We start from the raw sequence: 23,365 nt of genomic DNA, 5'->3' as shown, positions 1-23,365 counted from the left end.
CTGCACTCAGCTTCTCTGGGGATGGCCAGACTGGGAAGAAGGAGAGAATATCATGACAGCAACAAAAGGATTGGAAGGTATCATTGCAGCACAAACTCAAATCAGTTCTATCATCGATGACACACTCACGTATGTAGGTTATGGCATTGACGATCTAGCGGACAATGCTAGTTTTGAAGAAGTGGTTTACCTTCTTTGGCATAAACGTCTACCAAAAGAAGAAGAGCTTTCTGAATTGAAACAGCAGTTAGAAGAGCATGCAGAAATTCCACAAGGGGTAATTGATCACTTCAAAACTTATCCAATCGACAAAGTCCATCCAATGGCTGCGCTACGTACAGCGATCTCACTTCTTGGATTATACGATGATAAGGCAGAAGATATGTCACCTGAAGAGAACTACAATAAAGCCATCAAGCTTCAGGCAAAAGTTGCAACAGTTGTAACAGCTTTCGCGCGTATCCGTAAAGGACAAGAGCCAGTAGCACCTAAAAAAGGTCTTAGCTATGCGGCAAACTTCCTTTACATGCTTTCTGGGGAAGAGCCTGCTGATATCGCGGAAGAAGCATTCAACAAAGCACTTGTCTTACATGCAGACCATGAATTGAACGCATCTACGTTTACAGCACGTGTTTGTGTAGCGACTCTTTCTGATATGTATTCAGGCGTAACTGCTGCAATTGGTGCGCTTAAAGGCCCATTACATGGTGGGGCAAACGAAGCGGTTATGAACATGCTTATGGAAATTGGCGATGAAGACAAAGTTGAGTCGTATATTCGTGAAAAACTTGCAAACAAAGAAAAAATCATGGGCTTTGGCCACCGCGTATACCGTAAAGGTGATCCGCGTGCGAAGCATTTACGTGAAATGTCTCAGAAATTGACTGCCTTGCGCGGTGAAGAAAAATGGTATAATATGTCGGAAAAGATTGAATCAATTGTAACTGGCGAAAAGAATTTGCCGCCAAATGTTGATTTCTATTCCGCTTCGGTATATCATTCATTAGACATCGATCATGATATTTTTACGCCAATTTTTGCAGTTTCTCGTTTTTCAGGATGGATTGCACATATTCTGGAGCAATACGAAAACAATCGCTTGATCCGTCCTCGTGCAGAGTACGTTGGACCAGGCATGCAAAATTATGTGCCAATCAATGAACGATAAAAACTAGTAAATTTGTGGGGCGGTATCTCGTATACCGGCCCACTGATTTTGAACTCAGGAGGATATCAATAATGGCTAATGATGGAAAGATTACAGTAACTAACGGTGTTTTAAACGTCCCAGATCACGCAACGATTCCTTTCATTATAGGCGATGGTACGGGTCCAGATATCTGGAATGCAGCTTCTAGAGTAATTGAGGCAGCTGTTGAAAAAGCATACGATGGTAAAAAGAAGATTAATTGGCTTGAAGTTCTTGCAGGAGAAAAGGCATTCAATGAAACTGGTGATTGGCTTCCAAAAGAAACTCTTGATACAATTGACGAATACTTAATTGCAATTAAAGGACCGCTTACAACACCAATCGGTGGGGGATTCCGTTCATTGAACGTTGCATTGCGTCAAGAACTTGATCTTTATACTTGCTTGCGTCCAGTTCGTTATTTCCAAGGCGTACCTTCACCCGTGAAACATCCTGAGGATTGTGACATGGTTATTTTCCGTGAGAACACAGAAGATATTTATGCAGGGATTGAGTACCAAAAAGGTTCTGACGGAGTGAAAAAATTAATCAATTTCCTTCAGACTGAGCTAGGTGTGGATAAGATTCGTTTCCCTGAAACTTCAGGTATCGGTATCAAACCAATTTCTGAAGAAGGAACGAAGCGTCTTGTACGTGCTGCAATGAACTACACAATCAGTGAAGGCCGTAAATCATTGACGATTGTTCACAAAGGAAATATCATGAAGTTCACAGAAGGCGCATTCGCAAACTGGGGATATGAAGTGGCTGAAGAAGAATTCGGCGACCAAGTATTCACTTGGAGAGAATATGACCGCATTAAAGAAGCTGACGGTACAGAGGCTGCTAACAAAGCACAATCTGACGCTGAAGCTGCTGGCAAAATCATCGTAAAAGATGCGATTGCAGATATCTTCTTGCAACAAATCTTAACTCGTCCTAAAGAGTTCGACGTAGTCGCAACAATGAACTTAAACGGCGATTACATTTCTGATGCATTAGCTGCACAAGTTGGTGGAATCGGAATCGCACCAGGAGCGAACATTAACTATGTTACTGGACATGCAATCTTTGAAGCAACTCACGGTACAGCACCAAAGTACGCTGGATTGGATAAAGTAAACCCTTCATCTGTCCTTCTTTCAGGCGTTATGATGCTTCAGCACCTTGGCTGGAATGAAGCAGCTGACATTATTACAGCTTCTATCGAAAAAACTATTGCGTCTAAAGTCGTGACGTACGATTTTGCACGTCTAATGGACAACGCAACTGAAGTAAGTACATCTGGATTTGCAGATGAATTAATTAAGAATCTTTAATCATGAAAAGGGGGATGCTGTCCCCCTTTTTTCTTACATTACAAGAGATCTGAAAAGGGGAGTTTTACATGTCATTGAAGCGTAAAAAAGTATCGGTTATCGGATCTGGTTTTACTGGAGCAACAACTGCATTTCTTTTGGCTCAAAAAGAACTTTGCGATGTCGTCATCGTCGATATTCCCGCTATGGAAAATCCGACAAAAGGCAAAGCATTGGACATGTTGGAAGCTGGTCCAGTTCAAGGGTTTGACGCAAATATCATAGGTACTTCTAATTATGAAGATACAAAAGACTCCGACGTGGTAGTCATTACAGCGGGTATCGCGCGTAAACCAGGAATGAGCCGTGACGATTTAGTTCAGACTAACCAAAAAGTAATGAAATCAGTAACAGCTGAAATCGTTAAGCATTCTCCAAACACGACCATTATTGTATTAACCAATCCAGTGGATGCTATGACGTATACAGTATATAAGGAATCAGGCTTTCCGAAAGAACGCGTAATCGGCCAATCGGGTGTTTTAGATACTGCTCGTTTCCGTACATTTGTAGCGCAAGAGTTGAATCTGTCCGTGAAAGACGTGACTGGTTTCGTACTTGGCGGTCATGGGGATGACATGGTTCCTTTAGTGCGGTATTCAACAGCTGGTGGCGTGCCACTAGAAAACTTAATTTCTGCGGGTCGTTTGGAAGAAATCGTAGATCGTACACGCAAGGGCGGAGCTGAAATTGTCAACCTACTAGGTAATGGTTCTGCTTACTATGCCCCTGCGGCTTCATTAGTGGAAATGACAGAAGCAATCCTCAAGGATCAAAAACGTGTCTTGCCATCTATCGCTTTCCTTGAAGGCGAGTATGGTATGGACGGTATTTATTTAGGTGTTCCAACTGTACTAGGGGCAGGAGGAATCGAAAAGATTATTGAACTAGAGTTAACTGACGGTGAAAAAGCTGCTCTTGAGCAATCAGCGGATTCTGTACGCGCAGTGATGAATGTTCTTGCATAATTTTTCTATTGAAAATCGGGTGGCAATCATGCTGCCCGATTTTTTTGTAGCTCGATTTTTCTTATATAGATTGCTATACTTTAAATAATTAAATTAATTTTCTGCGATTTTCTGGGGGTTTAGATGTAGATAAGGGGGAATTTATTTGTTAAAAGGAAAACGAAATTTGATGGGAAAAGAGATAGCTGAGCTTGAAATTGGTGAGAGGCTAAGTCTAACGGAGAAAATAGAAGATAAAGATTTGATGCTTTATTTAGGGTTAACAAATGATGCAAATCCGCTATATATCCAGCATGACTATGCTGCCACTACAAGCTATGGTCAACCAATTGTGCCACCCATCATGCTGACAGGTATTGTAACAGCCGCTATCTCAAAACATTTGCCAGGACCGGGAGCACATATTATCCATCAACAATTACATTTTCCAAAGCCTGTATACCATTATGCGATCATTGAAATTTTATTGGAAATTACCAAGTTAGAACATGCGACAAATCAACTAACGATTCAAGTGACAGCGGAAGACGAAGAGGGGGATCGTGTGATGAGTGGAGAACTTATCGTCAAAGCACCTGAAAAGAAATCCATTGCTCAAATAGCGGAAAGGGAATCGACACATGGAAACTAGTCAGCAAAAAATATTAATAGTGGAAGATGAACAGTCGATTCAAAAACTTCTAGATTTCACATTAAAGCAGGCGAATTATGACACTGTCCTTGCAAGTGATGGGGAGCAGGCTGTAGAACTTGTTTTGGATGAGAAACCTGATTTGATCATATTGGATCTTATGTTACCGAAAATTGATGGAATGGAAGTTTGTAAAATGCTTCGAATGCAAGATATTGAAACACCCATTATTATGTTGACTGCAAAAGGTGAGGAAGCAGATAAAATCATCGGTCTAGAGATGGGTGCTGATGATTATATGACGAAACCTTTTAGCCCTCGTGAAGTCGCTGCTAGGGTAAAGGCGGTTCTTAGGCGGACTGGTGAAAGGGTCAAGCAAACAAAAGAAGAAATCCTTGAGTCTGGACAACTTGTCGTGTATCCCGAACGTTTTGAAGTTTATTTGAATAAAAACCAACTAGAGTTCACACCGAAAGAATTTGAACTTCTTGTCTACTTTATGCAACATAAAAATCGTGTGCTGACCCGTGATCAATTGCTTCAAGCAGTATGGAATTATGATTTCGCGGGTGATACGAGAATCGTGGACGTCCATGTTAGTCATTTGCGAGAAAAAATTGAAGAAAACACGAGGAAACCCCGCTATATCAAAACGATGAGAGGCGTGGGCTATAAATTCGGGGAGCAAAACTGAATGAAGAATTTCTACTCAAGGCTGCTAGCAGCATCTGCTGTTATTCTATCGATTTTATTAATCGTGCTAGGAATCATCTTAGGGCAATTTTTTCATCTGTTTGCGGAAGATGTCGACCCAATTATTCAGCAAAAGTATTGGGTCTTTCTTTTATTTACACTCGTATTAGTCTACATTGTCGTTATGTTTGTGATGGCTAAATTACTTCAGCAATATGTCCAACCGATTGACCATTGTACCGACATCGCTTATCAATTGGCTCAAGGTAACTATTTAGCGAGAGCACAAGTAGAGGATGGGCAAATGAATCAGCAAATGTCTCTAGCGATCAATCAAATCGCCAGGAATTTACAAGAAAATTCCATCTTACGTGCGATGGAGCAGGAACGTCTAAAAACCTTGATCAGCAGTATCGGTAGTAGCCTCCTCGTGTTTGGTAGGCAAGGTGCTGTGAATTTAGTGAATAAAGTGTTTGAAGAAACTTTTCATCGGAAAAGTGAAGATTTAATGGGGAAGACGTATAAAGATATTGGATTGCCTACAGATATTGAAAAAGAAATTGAGACTATTTTCTTAACAGAAGAAATCCGCTCGTTTCAATCACAAGTTCATTTGGCGAATGGTGTTCGTCATCTAGAAGTATACGGTGCACCGGTCATTGGAGAAAATGGAAACTGGCTAGGTATCGTTGTCATTATGCATGATATCACGGAGTTGATCCATCTTGAACAAGTGCGTAAGGATTTTGTTGCGAATGTCTCTCACGAATTAAAAACGCCAGTAACGTCAATAAAAGGATTTTCAGAGATGTTATTAGATGGAGCAGTGGAGGATCCGGCGCTTAAGAAGGAATTTCTAGAAATTATGTACAAGGAAAGTAATCGGCTGCAATTATTAATTGAAGATTTACTACGACTCTCGAGTATGGAACAAGGGAGTTTTGAAATAACTAGAAAACCAGTTGATGTTGTCGAGGTTTTTGAACAGTCAATGCAAATTGTACAAGCGAAACTACAAGCGAAAGAGATGGAAGTCGTGTTCAATGCACCTGCTTCATGCATTATTTCTGCTGATCATGATCGGTTGGTGCAAGTGATGGTGAACTTACTTAACAATGCTATTGCCTATTCCCAGGAAGGGACAGTTATAACAGTTTCCATTCAGAAGGCGCATGAATGTGTAGATATCATGGTGAGTGACCAGGGGATGGGTATTATGCCTTCTGAGCTTCCACGCTTGTTTGAGCGATTCTATCGTATTGATCGTGCGAGGAGCAGAGAGTCAGGGGGGACAGGACTCGGGCTAGCAATTGTCAAACATATTGTGGAAGCGCATCACGGTATAGTGACGGTTGATAGTGAAGTAGGAGTCGGTACCACTTTCCGTGTTCAGCTTCCAGTGAGTAAAGAAGTTATTGATTACTAATCAATAACAAAATTGCTTTCATTGAAACTAAATCGCCTCCTGCACCGTAGAGTAACTATACATAGAAAAGGGAGGAACTAGAATGGGGACAAAACGAGTCTTAGTGACGCTAGGGCTAGCAGTCACAGGATTATTGTTATTATTAATCGTTTTTACTACCTGGTATACCGTAGATGAATCCGAACAAGCTGTCGTGATTTCATTCGGTCAAGCAGGAGCACCAGTGACAGAATCCGGTTTACACTTCAAACTGCCATGGCCGATTCAAAAAGCAGAGATTTTATCAAAGGAAACGTATAGTATCCACTTCGGTTACAAACAAGATAAAAGTGGAGAAATCATCGATAAAGAAACGAAAATGATCACAGGCGACGAATACATCGTCCTTACCGATCTAACTGTTCAGTGGCGAATTGTGGATCCGAAAAAGTATTTATTCAATGCGGAGGAACCGGTTGAAATTTTGCGAGATGCAGCCTCAGCCTCAATCCGTTCCGTCATCGGTAGTTCCACAATTGATGCAGCGTTAACGGATGGAAAAGCAGAAATTGAAGCAAAAACTCGCGACTTATTAACAAGTCTAGTAGAAAATTACGATATTGGTATTGCTGTGCAAGGCGTTAAACTTCAAGACGTGGAATTACCAAATGCAGAAGTACGTGCAGCATTTACAGCAGTTACAGATGCACGCGAAACGAAAAATACAAAAATCAATGAAGCAAAGAAATATGAAAATCAGAAGAAAAATGAAGCGATCGGTGAACGTGACGCCATCAAATCTCAAGCTCTAGGGAAGAAGACAGCACGTATAGAGCAAGCACGTGGAGATGTTGCCTTATTCAATGACTTATATACGGAGTATGCGAAGAATAAAGCCATCACTCGTCAACGTTTGATCTTAGAAACTCTCGAACAAGTATTGCCTAAAGCAAATCTTTACATTATGAATGATAGTGGTGAAACGGTAAAATATTTACCACTTCAACAATTGCCGCAATTGCCTTCTGCTGACGAGACTGAAAAGCCAGCTGAGAAAGGAGAGAAAGCATCATGAGTAACGACCAAAATCCTTTCAAAAAAATAGAAGAAGCTATGAAGAAAATGAGTGAATCTGAAAAGAATAAAAACACTCAGAAAGTACCAGAAGCAGATCCGAAAGTGAAAGTCATCAAACCTAAAAAGGTAGTCGATGTCAAACGCTACGCGAAAATGATCATCATGCTAACGGTTGCCTTCGCTGTAGTGGTCATCCTCCTTTCCAATTTATTCATCGTGAAAGAGAATGAATATCGAGTAGTCCGTCAATTTGGTGAAATTACACGAATTGTCAAAGAACCAGGAATCAATATGAAAATTCCATTCATTCAAAGTGTCTCGGTACTTCCTAAAAACCAAATGACGTATAACGTACAGGAAGCGGAAATCACTACGAAGGATAAAAAGCGGATCATCATTGACAACTATGCGGTATGGCATATTACGGACCCGGGTAAAATGATATCCAATGCTCGTAATATCGTTAACGCAGAAGCGCGATTGGGAGAGTTCATCTATTCTGTTGTACGGAATGAAATGGGACGTCTGAATTATGTCGATGTCGTCAATGACGAAGACTCTGGACGCGGAAGCTTGAATGACCGTGTGACTGAAAAAGTCAATGATTTCCTGGCTGACGGGAATTTTGGGATTGAAGTGGTCGACGTCCGGATGAAACGAATTGATCTTCCGGAAGAGAACGAACAATCCATCTATACCCGAATGATCTCTGAACGTCAATCGACCGCGCAATCTTATTTATCTGAAGGGGACGCGGAAAAACGAAAAATTGAAGCAGAAACGGATAGAGAAGTACAGGAGATGCTGGCGAAAGCCAAAAAGGAAGCCGCGATTGTAACGGCGCAAGGGGAAGCGGAAGCTGCTAAAATCTATAACGACACCTTTGCTAAAGATCCTGAGTTTTATAACTTATACAGAACGTTACAATCCTATTCTAAAGTAGTGGATGACGAAACGATGATCATTCTTCCATCAGATTCACCATATGCTAAATTGCTGACTGGCTATTTAAAATAACAACAAGTGCGTCATTTTCATTTACAGTTGCCAAACATGGTAAACTAAATGGAAATGGCGTGTTTTTATTCAAAAGCGGAAAGCGCCGTCAAGCCACGACAGGCGTTGGAGGGCTTAAAATAAAGGCGCTCTTTGCCTTTATCTTTAAGACCGAAACGACCCGAGAGGCTGGCGCTTGGAGCTGGATGTCACCAAAAGCGGAAAGCGCCGTCAAGCCTCGACAGGCGTTGGAGGGCTTAAAATAAAGGCGCTCTTTGCCTTTATCTTTAAGATCGAAACGACCCGAGAGGCTGGCGCTTGAAGCTAGATGTCACCAAAAGCGGAGACGGCTGTTCAGCCCCGACAGGCACTGGAAGGCTGGTAGCTACAGGCGCTTTTTGCCTGTAGAAGTCAGACTGAAGTGTCCCGAGGGGCTAGCCGTGGGAGCTGGATGTCACCAAAAGCGGAAAGCGCCGTCAAGCCACGACAGGCGTTGGAGGGCTTAAAAGGACAGAAGAATAAGATCGACGACACAAGGAGTGGGATGGAATTTGACTAAGAAGAAAATAGTTTTACTCGATGGTAACAGTTTAGCGTATCGAGCTTTTTTTGCTTTACCATTATTGACGAATGATAAAGGAATACACACAAATGCTGTATATGGATTTACGATGATGCTTGAAACGATTCTGGATAATGAAAAACCAACACACGTCTTAGTAGCGTGGGATGCGGGAAAAACAACGTTCCGTCATAATACTTTCACGGAATATAAAGGGGGACGTCAGAAGACTCCACCTGAATTATCCGAGCAATTCCCTTATATTCGCAAGTTAATCGAAGCATTCGGAATATCGCAATACGAACTCGATCTTTACGAAGCAGATGATATTATTGGCACGTTGAGCAGAGAATGCAGTGAAGCAAAAGCTGAAGTAGTCGTGATTTCTGGAGATAAAGATCTAACACAGCTTGCAAATGAACAGACGACAGTTTGTATTACGAGGAAAGGAATTACGGACCTCGAAAAATACACACCGCAACATATTGAAGAAAAGTATGGGATCGCGCCATTACAGATTATCGATATGAAAGGCTTAATGGGAGATGCATCTGACAATATTCCAGGAGTACCGGGCATCGGAGAAAAAACAGCACTGAAATTATTGAAAGAATATGGTTCAGTAGAAAAGGTCTATGAATCGATCGATCAAATTACAGCAAAGAAAATGAAAGAAAACTTAGTGTCCAACAAAGAACAGGCTTTCATGAGTAAAAAACTCGCAACAATTGAAGTGCATGCACCTGTAGAAGTTTTATTAGAAGATCTCGTGTTCCCGGGCAGAGATGAGGAACAAGTCATCAATCTATACAAAGAGCTTCAGTTTAATTCACTCTTAGAGAAGCTAGATGCGCCAGTCGACGTGCAGCCGATGGATGACATTACCATTCAAATCGTAGATAAAGTAACTTCGGACATGCTTAACGATACGATGTCTCTTCATGTGGAAATGGACGGAGACAATTACTTATCTGCGGATATTTTAGGGATTGGATTGGCAGATGAATTCAATACCTACTTTATTTCAACAGAGGTAGCGAAAACCTCGTCTGAATTGAAGGACTGGCTTGGAAGTGAAGCGATGACGAAATACGCATCTGACTCGAAGGCAGCGTATGCAGCAATTGCCAGACTTGACATGGAACTTAACGGTGCGGACTTTGATTTGATGCTAGCAGCGTATATAGTTAATCCTTCCTTCTCGACTGGAGATGTAGCGGAAATAGTGCGTTCTTTCGGTTATCATGGCGTGAAGAGTGATGAGTCCGTATATGGCAAAGGGGCAAAACGATCACTACCTTCTGTAGATCAACTTGCAGAGCATGTCGCAAGAAAAGCTCATGCAGTGTGGCAGCTACACGCTGTCGTATCCAAACAATTAGAAGATAACGAGCAACAAGAATTATTTCACGAGCTTGAACTTCCATTAGCGAAAATCTTAGGAAAGATGGAAGTGACCGGCGTGAAGACCGATTTGGATGTGCTTCAAACGATCGGGCATCAATTGTCTGAACGTCTTGAGTTGATTGAGCAGCAAATCTATGAAATCGCCGGTGATAAATTTAATATCAATTCACCGAAACAGCTGGGTGTCATACTGTTTGAGAAAATCGGTCTAACACCGATCAAGAAGACAAAAACAGGCTACTCAACTGCAGCTGATGTTTTGGAAAAGCTTGAGAGTGAGCATGAAGTTATTCAGCATATTTTGCTTTATCGCCAGCTTGGAAAGTTGAACTCGACTTATATAGAAGGTCTTTCTAAAGAAATTCATGAAGATGGAAAAATTCATACACGCTTTCAGCAAGCATTGACCCAAACAGGTCGTTTAAGCTCTATTAATCCTAACTTGCAGAACATCCCTATTCGATTGGAAGAAGGGCGGAAAATTCGAGCTGCGTTCATTCCATCTGAACCAGAATGGATTATGTTCGCAGCAGATTATTCTCAAATTGAATTACGTGTGCTAGCTCACATTTCGCAGGACGAAAAACTGATCGAAGCATTCCGTCAAGGAGCGGACATTCATACGAAGACCGCTATGGATGTATTTGGTGTGTCGGAAGATGAAGTTGACAGCAATATGCGTCGTGCTGCAAAAGCTGTCAACTTTGGTATTGTGTATGGCATCAGTGACTATGGATTGTCTCAAAGCTTGAACATTACACGTAAAGAAGCAGGGGAGTTTATCGATACGTATTTGGCAAGTTTCCCGGGGGTCAAGCAATATATGGATGATAGTATTATTGATGCGAAGCAAAAAGGGTATGTAACGACTTTGCTCAATAGACGCCGTTACCTGCCTGATATTACAAGTTCTAATTTCAATCTGCGGAGTTTTGCAGAACGGACCGCTATGAACACACCGATTCAAGGAACTGCAGCGGATATTATTAAAAAAGCGATGATCGACATGGATGCAAGACTTGAGCAAGAACAGCTCCAAGCACGCATGCTATTGCAAGTGCATGACGAATTGATTTTTGAAGCCCCTGTTGCAGAATTAGAGAAATTAATAGAAATCGTACCAGAAGTCATGGAACAAACGCTTCAGCTAGATGTTCCATTAAAAGTCGATTGGAATCATGGCAAGTCTTGGTACGAAACGAAGTGAGTGGGTATACATGCCAGAACTACCGGAAGTAGAAGGAGTGGTGCGTGATCTTGCACCGCTCGTTGAAGGAAGAACGATCAAAAGGCTTTCTGTCTCAGATACAGTGGTGACATCCAAATTAGCTGGGAAAGAAACCATTATTAAAGGGAGAACAGTGGAAGACTTTCTTCAAGTATTAGAGCAAATGCAGATTGTGAAGATTGTGCGTCGTAGTAAATATATTTATTTTCATTTGCAGAAAAAGGAACAACCCCATCTACTCGTCAGTCATTTAGGGATGACGGGTGCGTGGTTCGTCGTCAATTCTCCTAATGAAATAACAGAAGAGAAGTTTCGTAAACACGCGCACATCTTTTTAGAAATGGAAGATGGCGGTTTGCTCGTATATTCGGATATACGTCGCTTTGGGGAAATGCGTCTTTTGCAAACGGAAGAAGACTTTCCACCACTGCTTGAAATGGCGCCTGAACCTTTTTCAGAAGACGCGCTGGATCACTTTCTCATATTAGCAGAGTCTACAAAGTATAAAGGGAAAGCAATTAAAGAAGTCATTATGGATGGTAAAGTCATTTCTGGGTGTGGGAATATTTACGCGACAGAAGCGTTGTTCCACATGAATATTCATCCTGCACGTACGTGTGATCGAATTAGTAGGAAACGTAAAGTACAACTATTCCAAGAAATAGTTCGTGTGTTACAAGAAAGTATCGACGCAGGGGGAAGTACCATTTCAGACTATCGTTCTGTCAATGGCAACGCAGGTACGATGCAAAATAGATTGCATATGTACGGAAAAAAAGTCTGTGGCACATGTGGGAAACCAACGAAAAGCAAGCAGATTGCCGGAAGAACTTCAGTTTATTGTCCTTCATGTCAAAAATAAGGAGTGAGCAGAATGATCATCGGATTGACAGGTAGCATTGCGAGTGGTAAAAGTACGGTCGCCACTATGCTGCGTGAAAAAGGTTACCCCATTGTAGATGCAGATGTGATTGCGCGGCAAGTTGTAGAACCAGACAGTCCTCTTCTTATAGAGATTCAAAATTCATTCGGTAGCGACGTTATTCAGCAAGATGGATCTCTGAACCGTGAGAAACTAGGCGCTATTGTTTTCGGTGATGCCGGCAAGCGTAGCCAGTTAAACGAAATGATGCATCCAGCGATCAGGGCTCACATGGTCAGACAAAAAGAAGAATATTTGCGACAAGGCTATCAGACCGTTATCATGGACATCCCCTTACTATTTGAAAGTAAACTACACTCCTATGTAGAAAAAGTTCTAGTTGTCTCCGTCACAAAAGAATTGCAAAAACAACGCCTCATTGCTCGAAACGAACTGTCAGAACAAGAAGCAGATGCTCGAATTGCTTCTCAACTTGATATGACAATTAAAGAACAAGGTGCCGACGCAGTCATTCATAACAATGGAACAATAGAAGAAACTGAGAAACAGTTAGTAGAAATCCTTCGTAAATGGAAAGCGATTCCTCTTTGATCACCATATGAAGAGTTTTGTGTGTTCAGAAAAATTATTTTTTAAATAAATAACGTAATAGTGTTGGCTAAATCGTAATATGTGTTATACTAATGATCGAATATAAGATAATAAGTATAACATACATGCAGGAGGATCCCTTACATGACTACTACGATTGCAATTAACGGACTCGGCCGTATTGGACGGATGGTATTCCGTCAAATTATCAAGGAAGATGATGTTAATTTAGTTGCCGTAAACGCGACATATCCAGCTGAAACTATTGCTCACCTATTAAAATATGATTCAACTCACGGTGTTTTTGACGGTGAGATCCAAGCAGAAGAAAATGCGATCATTGTAGATGGCAAGCGTGTGCAACTAATTACGCAGCGTGACCCGGCTAAATTGCCTTGGAAAGAGCTTGGTGTTGATATTGTTATAGAATCAACCGGAGTATTTAATTCACGTGAAAAAGCAGCTCTTCACCTGGATTCAGGAGCGAAAAAAGTAATCTTGACCGCTCCTGGAAAGAATGAAGATGTCACAGTAGTCATTGGTGTGAATGACGACAAATTAGATATTGAAAAACACAGTGTAATCTCCAATGCGAGCTGTACAACAAATTGCTTGGCACCAGTTGCGAAAGTACTGAATGATGAATTCGGTATTGTGAATGGCTTGATGACAACAGTACATGCTTTCACAAATGATCAGAAAAACTTAGATAATCCGCATAAAGACTTGCGTCGTGCTCGTTCTTGCAGCGAGTCAATTATTCCGACTTCAACAGGTGCAGCAAAAGCACTTTCTTTGGTGCTACCAGAGCTTGAAGGGAAAATTCATGGTTTGGCATTACGTATACCAACGCCAAACGTTTCACTTGTTGATTTAGTAGTGGATTTGGAACAAGATGTTTCTGTAGAAGAAGTGAATAATGCATTTGTAAAAGCTGCAAATGGACCAATGAAAGGTATTATTCGTTTCACGAAAGAACCACTAGTATCTATTGACTTCAATACTACCACTGAATCTGCAACGATTGATGGTCTCTCTACGATTGTAATGGGTGATCGCAAAGTAAAAGTGTTAGCTTGGTATGACAACGAATGGGGCTATTCAGCGCGTGTTGTCCAATTAACAAAAAAAGTTGCAGCAGCTTTAAACAACAAAGTCACTTTGTAATAATAATTTTTGGCACTTCACCTCAACCGGTGAGGTGCTTTTTCATTGTACTCTGGTTGTTGTGTGGATAGTTTCTGTTATAATGAAAAGTACCAATAAAAATGCGGAGGAACCGACTATGTTATGTCCAGCTTGTTATTATAATGGAACGCGTGTTATCGATTCACGTCCTGCGGAAGAAAATCGTTCGATACGGAGACGACGTGAATGCGAAAAATGTAGTTTTCGTTTCACGACATTTGAAAAAGTGGAACACTCTCCACTAATCGTTGTTAAAAAAGACGCGACACGTGAAGAGTTTAGCAGTGAAAAATTACTCAGAGGATTGATCCGCGCCTGCGAAAAGCGGCCAGTGCCTATTGAAAAATTGAAAGATATCGTGATATCGATAGAAAAGGAATTGAGAAGCGCGGGAATTGTTGAAATAGACTCCGACCAAGTGGGAGAAATGGTAATGGAGCGGTTGGTCGATGTGGATGAGGTCGCATACGTACGTTTCGCTTCTGTTTATCGTCAATACAAAGACATTACCGTATTTATAGATGAATTACAGCATCTACAAAATAGAAAAGATCAAAAAGAGTAACTCGTTTAACCAAAGGAGGAGGCAATTGTCATGATGCTTTATACAGAACTACAGCCTGTCGATTCCTTCCGGGTAAAATTAACCCACCCTTTTTCTGCCTACGATCGGCAGATGATTACATTATTTTATCAGCCACTCATTGGTTCTGAAGCCGTCAGCTTGTTTTTAACACTCTGGACGGATGCCGAGAACCGAGAGCCTCAAGAACATTCCCACTATTATTTAATGAATGTATTATCTTTCCCGCTTCAGCCTATTTTTCAAGCGAGGATTGCATTAGAGGCAATCGGACTGCTCCGGACATATCGAAAGCAAGGAGAAGGGGAGCAACGGTCATTTCTTTATGAACTTCTGCCACCATTAGATGCCCCCTCTTTCTTCAACGATCCTTTATTGTCTACTTTTTTATTCAGTAAAATTGGGGAGCAACCGTACCGTCAGTTGCGTAGCCGTTTTTTGGATGACGGTATTGCTGAAAGAGACTATCAAGATGTTTCCCGTACATTTTTGGACGTGTTTCAGCCAGCAAGAGGCGAACAAGCAGTGGAATTGGCTTCAGGAATACAGTTTAAAGGGAAGACTGAAGCGCCGGGCATCCCATTTTATTTCTCGGAATTTAACTTTGAATTATTCTATAGCGGACTATCCGAACAAATGATTCCGAAGTCATCGCTACGCAACATTTCCCAGGAAATGATTGCAAAGCTTTCATTCCTATATTCATTAAATCCTATTGATATGCAGAAAGTCGTGATGATTGCAATGGATGAAAATCATCAAGTGACAGAGGAAAGAATGCGGAAAGCAGCAGCTGAATTTTATAAAATGAATAGATCCTCGCAACCGCCAAAATTACAAACTGCTTTCACTGCACCCCAACCGAAAGAGGTTTTAAAAGCACCTATGAGCAAGGAAGAAGAGTATATTCATTATTTGGAGAATATTTCTCCAAAGGAAATGTTACGTGAAATGAGCGGTGGGAAAGAACCTTTTGAAGTGGATTTAAAGCTAGCAGAGCAATTAATTGTTACTCATGAGCTTCCAGTTGGTGTGGTAAATGTCCTCTTCCAATATTTAAAGATTCGCAATGACGGTAAAATCACAAAAGGATATGCTGAACGAATCGCTTCTCACTGGGCTTCCAAAGATGTTAAGGATGCGAAAACAGCTATGAAATTATCTCGAGAAGAGCATGACCAGTACTTGGAGTGGAAAAGTGGAGGGAAAAAGACTGCGAATAAAAAGCAGAAAACTACTCGACAAGAAAAAGTGCCTGAATGGTTTGCTAAGCGAAATAACAAACCGAAAAAGACAGAAGCACCTTCTGATTTTAATATCGAGGAAGAGCGACAAAAATTAATGAAAGAATTAGGTATACAAGAAACCGAGGTGAAATAACATGGAACGAATTGGGGAGGCCATGAAGCGAGTAGTTAATGCCCCTTCGCTTGCTACGAAATATGAAGAGCTTCGGAAAGAAGTACTCGAAGACCCAGCAATCCAACAATTCATCAGTGAACATTCAAATGAAGTGAATACGGAGGTTGTGAATCGTAGCCTTGGTAAGCTTTATGAATACACCTCTGCTTCCCATGCATGTGATCGCTGTCCTAATTTAGCGGGCTGCATTAATGTCATGAAGGGTTTCGAACCTAAATTAGTGATTGCGCAGCGATTAATCGATTTGGACTATGTCATCTGTCCGACGAAGCAGCTTGACGATGAACGTCGAAATGTATCGAAAATGGTCAACAGTATGTATATGCCCAAAGAAGTAATGGAAGCTCGCCTGTCAAATGTTGATTTTCTTTCGGAAGACAGCCGAGTAATCGTCATGAGAGCGGCAAAAGACTTCTTGAATCAAGTAGACTCTACAGGAAAGATACCTGAACGAGGATTCTATCTATATGGAGACTTTGGCATTGGTAAATCCTTTATTTTAGGTGCCTTGGCGAACGAACTGGCTACACGGCAGGTACAGACAGTCGTTGTCTATGTTCCAGAGTTTTTACGTGAAATGAAACAATCAATCCAAAATCAAACACTTGATGAAAAGGTAGAGTTTGTCAAAAAGGCCCCGATTCTTATGCTAGATGACATCGGAGCTGAAACGATGTCTACATGGACACGTGATGAAGTGCTCGGGACAATCTTACAGTATCGCATGGCTGAAAAACTACCCGTATTCTTTACGTCTAATTTCGACTATAGTGAGCTAGAACACCATTTAACCACTTCCCAACGTGGTGAAAAAGAACCGATCAAGGCAGCAAGGATTATGGAAAGAATTCGTATGGTCAGCAAACCATTCAAATTAGGCGGCCAGAACTGGCGGGATTAAATAAAAATTGAATAGTTTGCTTGCAATTCTGTAAAAGTTTTTCTATAATATGACTTAGTTTAACGTAAATAATTTGTCAAAATGCATCGAAGAGGACAATAATCTTTTTTTACCTTCCAGAGAGCAAGGGCATGGCTGAAACCTTTGTAGGCGAAAAAAATGAATTTACCACCTCAGAGCAGCATCAGTGAACACAAGTAGCTGATGACGGTAGCGGCCCGTTAGCCGGTCGAAAGCTTCGTCATTCCGTTACGGATTGAAGGAAGAAGGGTGGAACCACGAGCTCAAGCCTCGTCCCTTTAGGGATGAGGCTTTTTTGCGTTCAATTTTGTAGTTTAATTAAGAAAGGGAGTCATAAAAATGGCGGAAAATATCAAATTAACATTTCCAGATGGAGCAATTAAGGAGTTTCCAGATGGCGTTACAACAGAAGAAGTGGCAGGCTCTATTAGTTCAGGACTTCGCAAAAGTGCATTGGCTGGAAAAATCGGGGATCGCGTAATAGACTTAAAAACTCCAATTCATGATGATGGAGAGATCAGCATCATTACACCAACCTCTGACGAAGCGTTAGAAATTTTACGTCATAGTACAGCGCACCTTTTAGCACAAGCGGTCAAACGTAAATTTCCTGATGCCAAACTTGGAATTGGCCCAGTCATCCAAAACGGATTTTATTATGATATTGATTCACCGACACCTATCACGGCAGAAGATTTACCAGAACTAGAAAAGGAAATGAAGCGGATTATCGGAGAGAACTTGCCAGTTGTGCGCCATGATGTTTCTCGTGAAGAAGCAGAAAAACGCTTTAAAGAAATTGACGACGAATATAAATTAGAACTTCTTGAAGCTATTCCAGCGGGAGAACAAGTTTCAATCTATGAGCAAGGGGAGTTTTTCGATCTTTGTCGTGGAGTGCATGTACCATCTACTGGAAAACTGAAAGAATTTAAACTACTCAGCATTGCTGGTGCTTACTGGAGAGGAAATTCCGACAATAAGATGTTACAGCGTATTTATGGTACAGCTTTCTTCAAAAAAGATGAGTTAAAAGAACATTTACGTTTATTAGAAGAAGCGAAAGAACGTGATCATCGGAAAATTGGTAAAGAACTTGATTTATTCACAAATTCACAAAAAGTAGGACAGGGCTTACCGCTTTGGTTACCAAAAGGAGCTACAATTCGTCGCGTGGTGGAGCGTTACATTGTTGATAAAGAAGAAAGACTTGGATATCAGCACGTCTATACACCTGTCCTAGGAAGCGTGGAATTATACAAGACTTCCGGTCACTGGGACCATTATCAAGAGGGTATGTTCCCGAAAATGAGTATGGATAACGAAGACCTTGTCTTACGTCCGATGAACTGCCCACATCATATGATGATTTATAAAAATGGCATTCATTCGTATCGTAATCTGCCGTTACGTATAGCCGAGCTAGGCACGATGCACCGTTATGAAATGTCTGGAGCGCTTTCCGGTTTACAACGTGTTCGTGGCATGACGCTAAATGATGCGCATATTTTCGTGCGACCTGATCAAATTAAAGAAGAACTTAAGCGTGTCATCTTGTTAATCATCGAAGTATACAAGGATTTTAATATTACAGACTACTCATTCCGTCTTTCTTATCGTGACCCAGCGGATACAAAAAAATATTTTGATGATGATGAAATGTGGGAGCGCGCGCAGTCTATGTTGAAAGAAGCGATGGATGAATTAGAACTTCCATATACAGAAGAAGAAGGCGAAGCAGCTTTCTACGGTCCAAAGCTTGATGTCCAAGTGAAAACAGCAATCGGTATGGAAGAAACTCTTTCTACTGCGCAGCTAGACTTCTTGTTGCCGGAGCGTTTTGATTTAACATATATCGGAGAAGACGGCAAACAGCATCGTCCGGTCGTTATCCATAGAGGCGTTGTCTCTACAATGGAACGTTTCGTAGCATTCTTAATCGAGGAATACAAAGGCGCATTCCCAACTTGGTTGGCACCAGTTCAAGTAGAAGTGATCCCGGTTTCTCCGGAAGTGCATTTCGACTATGCAACTCAAGTGAAAGAACAATTAACAGCAGCTGGCTTCCGTGTTGACTTAGATAGCCGTGATGAAAAAATCGGTTATAAAATTCGTGAAGCACAAGTCCAGAAAGTACCTTATATGCTCGTGCTTGGAGATAAAGAAGTCGAATCTGGAGAAGTGAACGTCCGGAAATACGGTGAACAAAAGTCAGAAAGTATGTCGTTCGAAGCTTTCTTAGAAATGATCCGAGAAGACGTGAAGAAGTAAGAAATTGTGAAGTGGGATTACACCTCATTTTCTAAACATAATTACTTACAAGCGGTTGAGAAGTAATACGGAAGATCTATCCGTATTATTTTATTAAAAGGATTTTCGTTTTGGGCGGCGACTTCCGCGGAAATCGACCGTCCTATACGGAAATCTAGCACCGCTTGCTAAGTGTATTTACTAGTATATGATTTGATGAAAAAACTTTTTATTACGTTAGAAAATTATAGTTGCCAAATAACTTATAATGCGTTATAATATGAAAGTTGAATTCTTTTGAAACTTAAGATGTGCGCTCAGCAGTACGATAATATCAAGCTGTTGACACTCAATTAAAAACATGATAAAGTAAATAAGGTTAAATGAATACAGTTTGTGGTATAAGAAGAGGCTACCCGCTTCTCACCTGATTGACGCGATGAAGTTGTTGACAGGTTAGCACATAAGTGAATGGCTATGCATACATTGCATAGATTACTTACGCGGGTAGACAAATATCATTTGTCTACTTTTTTTATTTGCAGAATGGACCTATGGGATCGAAGTATTCGATATACCCAAATCGTGTATTCACGAGACAACATTCGGAGGTGGATTACTATTAGCAAAGACATGTACGTAAATGACGGTATCCGAGCACGTGAGCTACGTCTAATTGATCACAATGGCGAACAACTCGGTATCAAAACACGTAATGAAGCTTTGGATATTGCTGCTCGAGTGAACCTGGACCTTGTTCTTGTCGCTCCACAAGCGAAGCCCCCAGTAGCTCGTGTTATGGACTATGGAAAGTTCAAGTTCGAACAGCAAAAGAAAGAGCGTGAAGTTCGTAAAAATCAAAAGATCATCAATATGAAAGAAGTTCGGCTGAGCCCGACAATTGATGACCACGATTTCCAGACGAAACTTCGTAACGGAATCAAGTTCCTCGAGCATGGGGATAAAGTAAAAGCTTCGATTCGTTTTCGTGGCCGTGCGATTACGCACAAAGAAATCGGTCAACGTGTGCTCGATCGCTTTGCAGAAGCATGCAAAGAAGTCGCAACTGTTGAAGTAAAACCAAAAATGGAAGGCCGGAGCATGTTCTTAATACTTGCACCGCTTGCCGAAAAAAAGTAACACGAACAATTTAGGAGGAACAGAACATGCCAAAAATGAAAACTCACCGCGGCTCTGCGAAACGTTTCAAAAAAACTGGATCTGGTAAACTAAAACGTGGCCGTGCATATACAAGTCACCTTTTTGCAAACAAATCTACGAAGGCTAAACGTCACCTACGTAAGTCTTCACTAGTTTCTTCAGGCGATTACAAACGTATTCGTGAAATGTTAACAAACATGAAGTAATACCGATAGGAATTTTCGTTGAACAAATTCTATCAACACACACTTACAGGATAAGCAGGAGGTAATGCACTATGCCACGCGTAAAAGGTGGAACAGTCACGCGCAAGCGTCATAAACGAGTATTGAAATTAGCAAAAGGCTACTTCGGTTCAAAACATAGACTTTATAAAGTCGCTAACCAACAGGTCATGAAATCATTTAACTATGCATACCGTGACCGCCGTCAGAAGAAACGTGATTTCCGTAAATTATGGATTACACGTATCAATGCGGCTGCACGTATGAATGGCCTTTCTTACAGCACATTAATGCACGGCTTGAAATTAGCTGGCATCGATGTTAACCGTAAAATGCTTGCAGATCTTGCTGTAACAGATGCACAAGCATTTGCACAACTAGCAGAAACTGCGAAAAAATCGGTTGCAAAATAAGATGAACTAAATGCCGCTTTCGTTTTCATTCTTATATGGAAACGCAGGCGGCTTTTTTTCTGAATATAGAGGAGCTCAAAAAAAATCGCTGCATCTTGCAGCAAAGTTTGAGTGACCCGCATCACACAAGCTGAGGCCTTTCGTGGAGGTCAAGGATTGTGGTTAAATGTGCTAGCATATTTCAAAATTCAGACGCAATGACGCAGAGGCGTGATTGATATGGAGGAGTGGCGAATTGACGCAAACACTGATATTGTATATGGCGGTCATGTCTATATGGGCGTTCGGAGCGATGGGGTTTGATAAGAAACAAGCACAGAAGAAAAAGCAGAGAATCCCAGAACGAAATCTGTGGCTACTCGCGCTGCTCGGTGGTGGAGTTGGAGCCTATTTTGGGATGCAGGTATTCCGTCATAAGACAAGGAAGACTACCTTTCGGATTGGATTTTTGTTACTAGCTATGGTTGACATATTGATTGTTCTTTTGGTTTCTGGTGTTGAATTACCGACTTCCGTCACATTCTAATAAAAAAGGAAATAGCAAAGCTATCTCCTGTAGGACGTATTTATGATTTCATTAATTGTTCAATGGGGTTTTTCCAATTGATCTCCGCATGTGGGTAATTTGTTTTAACCTCAGATTCTAAGAAATGGAAGTCTTCCTTTGACAAGCCTTGCAATTTTGATTCGTCTTTTACCCAAATGAAAATAGATACTACATCAAAGGAATCCGATGTCGTGCCTAAATACTTTTCACCCTCAAACATCGCGCCTTTGTACGTAATGAAGAAGTTTTTACGAATGTTTTTCACATCATCATAAAAATAGTATTGTTCTTTTTCATACGCTTCATCTAACTTTCGCTTCGCATCTGTTAAATAGCGTATGCCTACATAAAATAAGTAAATGACAAGTGCTATAATGAATACGCGAATCAATAAAACCATGAAATCAACTCCTAGACACGATATAATACACTATTATACGGACGAGCAGGCAATAAGGTTTCATTTTAAAGCAAATTTTCGGAGGGATAACGAAATGAAGTTACATCAGTTATTTGAAATGCAGCGAGCATTAGATGCTTATATTCAAGAAAACCATCAACAAGCCGAAACATTCAGTGAAAGAGGTTTGGCGTTGCTAGTTGAGCTATCTGAATTAGCAAATGAAACGAGATGTTTTAAATTTTGGAGCACGAAAGGTCCTTCAGCTCGTGAAGTCATTTTAGAAGAGTATGTGGATTCTATTCATTTCCTACTCTCTTTAGGAATTGAACAAGGTTTTGATGAGTTGGCAGAGTGGCCATCTAACCTTGATAGTGGAAAAGATCTAACCCAGCTGTTTTTAAAAACTAGTCAGTCCATCCATGCATTTTTAGCTGATCTGACGTACGAAAACTATAAGGATATTTGGATACAGTATGGCGCACTCGCAAAAAACTTAGGATTTACAGAAGAACAGATCATCCAAGCCTATATTAATAAAAATGAAGAGAACTATGAACGACAACGAAATGGCTATTGATTGAATCAATGACAACACTGTAATTGATATATCGCAAGTTTGGTGATACTGTTTGTGTAATCGACTAGGTACATACTATTAAATAAAAACCAATTGACAAATAGACCTTGATAAAAAATAATATAAGAGGATGAAGGTCGAATGGGGGGATTTTGTTGAACGAATGGAGTAAGGAAGATTTTGGTTTGCGATTAAAAGCTCTTAGAGAACGCCGAGGACTCTCCATGATGGCTTTCGGTGCTGCCATTGGAACATCTGCTAGTCGTATTAAAGATTGGGAGCGGGGGAAAAATGCTCCGTCCGCTGCATGGATTGCAAAAATATCAGAACGCTTTTCGGTATCTACAGATGAATTAATAATGGGTGAGGTAACCTTTACTCCATATATAAAAACGACAGGAAATACAGTGGAATCATTATACGATCGTCTTCGTGAAACGATGAATGTCGAATCCTCTGAAAAATGGCCTGAAAGCGATGAACTTTATGCTGAGATCGATACTGTCAACAAAGAGCGATATCGTAGCGGAAAAGGGCGACGCTTAGCCGAAAAGGAACTAATGGAATTAGTAATCAGACTTCCAAAGAAAGACGTACTTGAACTATTGGAATTAGCTAAATATAAAAGACGTAACCTGTAACACAATGACGATACTGTTCATTGTGTTTTTTGGTTTATAACGAACG

At 40.9% G+C, this 23,365-nt stretch carries 23 protein-coding genes and 1 other annotated feature; of the genes, 22 read left to right on the top strand and 1 reads right to left on the bottom strand.

What is annotated here, in order from left to right; genetic code table 11:
- Positions 1-52 precede the first annotated feature (52 nt).
- From citZ to GD002_RS01815, 20 genes are all read left to right on the top strand, one after another.
- The gene (gene citZ, locus GD002_RS01910) at positions 53-1,168 is read left to right on the top strand and encodes a citrate synthase (RefSeq protein WP_153730645.1); all 1,116 of its coding nucleotides are present in this window, start codon (positions 53-55) and stop codon (positions 1,166-1,168) included.
- A gap of 71 nt (positions 1,169-1,239) precedes the next feature.
- Positions 1,240-2,508 carry an NADP-dependent isocitrate dehydrogenase gene (icd, locus tag GD002_RS01905; protein ID WP_153730644.1) on the top strand — a complete coding sequence of 423 codons (1,269 nt, stop codon included), beginning with the start codon at positions 1,240-1,242 and terminating at the stop codon, positions 2,506-2,508.
- A gap of 68 nt (positions 2,509-2,576) precedes the next feature.
- Positions 2,577-3,515 (top strand): malate dehydrogenase, encoded by a 939-nt coding sequence (gene mdh / locus GD002_RS01900; protein ID WP_153730643.1) that lies wholly within the window; start codon positions 2,577-2,579, stop codon positions 3,513-3,515.
- A gap of 145 nt (positions 3,516-3,660) precedes the next feature.
- Positions 3,661-4,146, top strand: a complete 486-nt coding sequence (locus tag GD002_RS01895; protein ID WP_153730642.1) for a MaoC/PaaZ C-terminal domain-containing protein — start codon at positions 3,661-3,663, stop codon at positions 4,144-4,146.
- Positions 4,136-4,840: a response regulator transcription factor gene (locus tag GD002_RS01890; RefSeq protein WP_153730641.1), complete on the top strand. Its 705-nt coding sequence runs from the start codon at positions 4,136-4,138 to the stop codon at positions 4,838-4,840. The genes GD002_RS01895 and GD002_RS01890 overlap by 11 nt, the downstream gene beginning before the upstream one ends.
- On the top strand, positions 4,841-6,265 hold the full coding sequence (gene pnpS / locus GD002_RS01885) for a two-component system histidine kinase PnpS (RefSeq protein ID WP_153730640.1): 1,425 nt from the start codon (positions 4,841-4,843) through the stop codon (positions 6,263-6,265).
- Between the two features lie 82 nt (positions 6,266-6,347).
- The gene (gene hflK, locus GD002_RS01880; RefSeq protein ID WP_153730639.1) at positions 6,348-7,319 is read left to right on the top strand and encodes an FtsH protease activity modulator HflK; all 972 of its coding nucleotides are present in this window, start codon (positions 6,348-6,350) and stop codon (positions 7,317-7,319) included.
- Positions 7,316-8,338, top strand: coding sequence for a protease modulator HflC (hflC, locus tag GD002_RS01875; RefSeq protein ID WP_153730638.1), 1,023 nt, complete (start codon positions 7,316-7,318; stop codon positions 8,336-8,338). Before hflK ends, hflC begins: the two co-directional genes overlap by 4 nt.
- Before the next feature lie 530 nt (positions 8,339-8,868).
- The gene (gene polA / locus GD002_RS01870) at positions 8,869-11,493 is read left to right on the top strand and encodes a DNA polymerase I (protein WP_153730637.1); all 2,625 of its coding nucleotides are present in this window, start codon (positions 8,869-8,871) and stop codon (positions 11,491-11,493) included.
- 10 nt (positions 11,494-11,503) lie between these two features.
- The gene (mutM, locus tag GD002_RS01865) at positions 11,504-12,376 is read left to right on the top strand and encodes a bifunctional DNA-formamidopyrimidine glycosylase/DNA-(apurinic or apyrimidinic site) lyase (RefSeq protein WP_153730636.1); all 873 of its coding nucleotides are present in this window, start codon (positions 11,504-11,506) and stop codon (positions 12,374-12,376) included.
- Positions 12,377-12,388: 12 nt separating this feature from the next.
- Positions 12,389-12,988 carry a dephospho-CoA kinase gene (gene coaE, locus GD002_RS01860; protein WP_153730635.1) on the top strand — a complete coding sequence of 200 codons (600 nt, stop codon included), beginning with the start codon at positions 12,389-12,391 and terminating at the stop codon, positions 12,986-12,988.
- A 144-nt stretch (positions 12,989-13,132) separates the two neighbouring features.
- Positions 13,133-14,155 (top strand): glyceraldehyde-3-phosphate dehydrogenase, encoded by a 1,023-nt coding sequence (locus tag GD002_RS01855; RefSeq protein ID WP_153730634.1) that lies wholly within the window; start codon positions 13,133-13,135, stop codon positions 14,153-14,155.
- A gap of 118 nt (positions 14,156-14,273) precedes the next feature.
- Positions 14,274-14,741, top strand: coding sequence for a transcriptional regulator NrdR (gene nrdR / locus GD002_RS01850; protein ID WP_153730633.1), 468 nt, complete (start codon positions 14,274-14,276; stop codon positions 14,739-14,741).
- Positions 14,742-14,771: 30 nt separating this feature from the next.
- A complete protein-coding gene (locus GD002_RS01845; protein ID WP_153730632.1) occupies positions 14,772-16,139 on the top strand; it encodes a replication initiation and membrane attachment family protein in 1,368 nt (455 codons plus the stop codon).
- 1 nt (position 16,140) lies between these two features.
- A complete protein-coding gene (gene dnaI / locus GD002_RS01840; RefSeq protein ID WP_153730631.1) occupies positions 16,141-17,082 on the top strand; it encodes a primosomal protein DnaI in 942 nt (313 codons plus the stop codon).
- A gap of 77 nt (positions 17,083-17,159) precedes the next feature.
- Positions 17,160-17,384 (top strand) — a binding site (T-box leader).
- A 58-nt stretch (positions 17,385-17,442) separates the two neighbouring features.
- Positions 17,443-19,374 carry a threonine--tRNA ligase gene (gene thrS, locus GD002_RS01835; RefSeq protein ID WP_153730630.1) on the top strand — a complete coding sequence of 644 codons (1,932 nt, stop codon included), beginning with the start codon at positions 17,443-17,445 and terminating at the stop codon, positions 19,372-19,374.
- A gap of 612 nt (positions 19,375-19,986) precedes the next feature.
- The gene (infC, locus tag GD002_RS01830; protein ID WP_153730629.1) at positions 19,987-20,493 is read left to right on the top strand and encodes a translation initiation factor IF-3; all 507 of its coding nucleotides are present in this window, start codon (positions 19,987-19,989) and stop codon (positions 20,491-20,493) included.
- Positions 20,494-20,519: 26 nt separating this feature from the next.
- On the top strand, positions 20,520-20,720 hold the full coding sequence (rpmI, locus tag GD002_RS01825) for a 50S ribosomal protein L35 (RefSeq protein WP_153730628.1): 201 nt from the start codon (positions 20,520-20,522) through the stop codon (positions 20,718-20,720).
- A gap of 71 nt (positions 20,721-20,791) precedes the next feature.
- Complete coding sequence (gene rplT / locus GD002_RS01820; protein WP_153730627.1) at positions 20,792-21,151, top strand: 50S ribosomal protein L20; 360 nt, start codon at positions 20,792-20,794, stop codon at positions 21,149-21,151.
- A gap of 235 nt (positions 21,152-21,386) precedes the next feature.
- The gene (locus GD002_RS01815; protein ID WP_228548255.1) at positions 21,387-21,677 is read left to right on the top strand and encodes a DUF1294 domain-containing protein; all 291 of its coding nucleotides are present in this window, start codon (positions 21,387-21,389) and stop codon (positions 21,675-21,677) included.
- Positions 21,678-21,717: 40 nt separating this feature from the next.
- On the opposite strand, the gene GD002_RS01810 is transcribed toward GD002_RS01815, so the two are convergent.
- Positions 21,718-22,098 carry a sigma-w pathway protein ysdB gene (locus GD002_RS01810; protein ID WP_153730626.1) on the bottom strand — a complete coding sequence of 127 codons (381 nt, stop codon included), beginning with the start codon at positions 22,096-22,098 and terminating at the stop codon, positions 21,718-21,720.
- A 94-nt stretch (positions 22,099-22,192) separates the two neighbouring features.
- Between GD002_RS01810 and GD002_RS01805 the strand changes: the two genes are divergently transcribed.
- Entirely contained in the window at positions 22,193-22,678 is a 486-nt protein-coding gene (locus GD002_RS01805) for a dUTP diphosphatase (protein WP_153730625.1), read from the top strand.
- A gap of 155 nt (positions 22,679-22,833) precedes the next feature.
- A complete protein-coding gene (locus GD002_RS01800; RefSeq protein WP_194841435.1) occupies positions 22,834-23,319 on the top strand; it encodes a helix-turn-helix domain-containing protein in 486 nt (161 codons plus the stop codon).
- Positions 23,320-23,365 lie beyond the last annotated feature (46 nt).

The sequence above is a fragment of the Sporosarcina obsidiansis genome, from assembly GCF_009651005.1.
GTDB classification, from domain to species: Bacteria; Bacillota; Bacilli; order Bacillales_A; family Planococcaceae; genus Sporosarcina; species Sporosarcina obsidiansis.
This window is presented reverse-complemented; position numbering and strand designations above follow the sequence as displayed.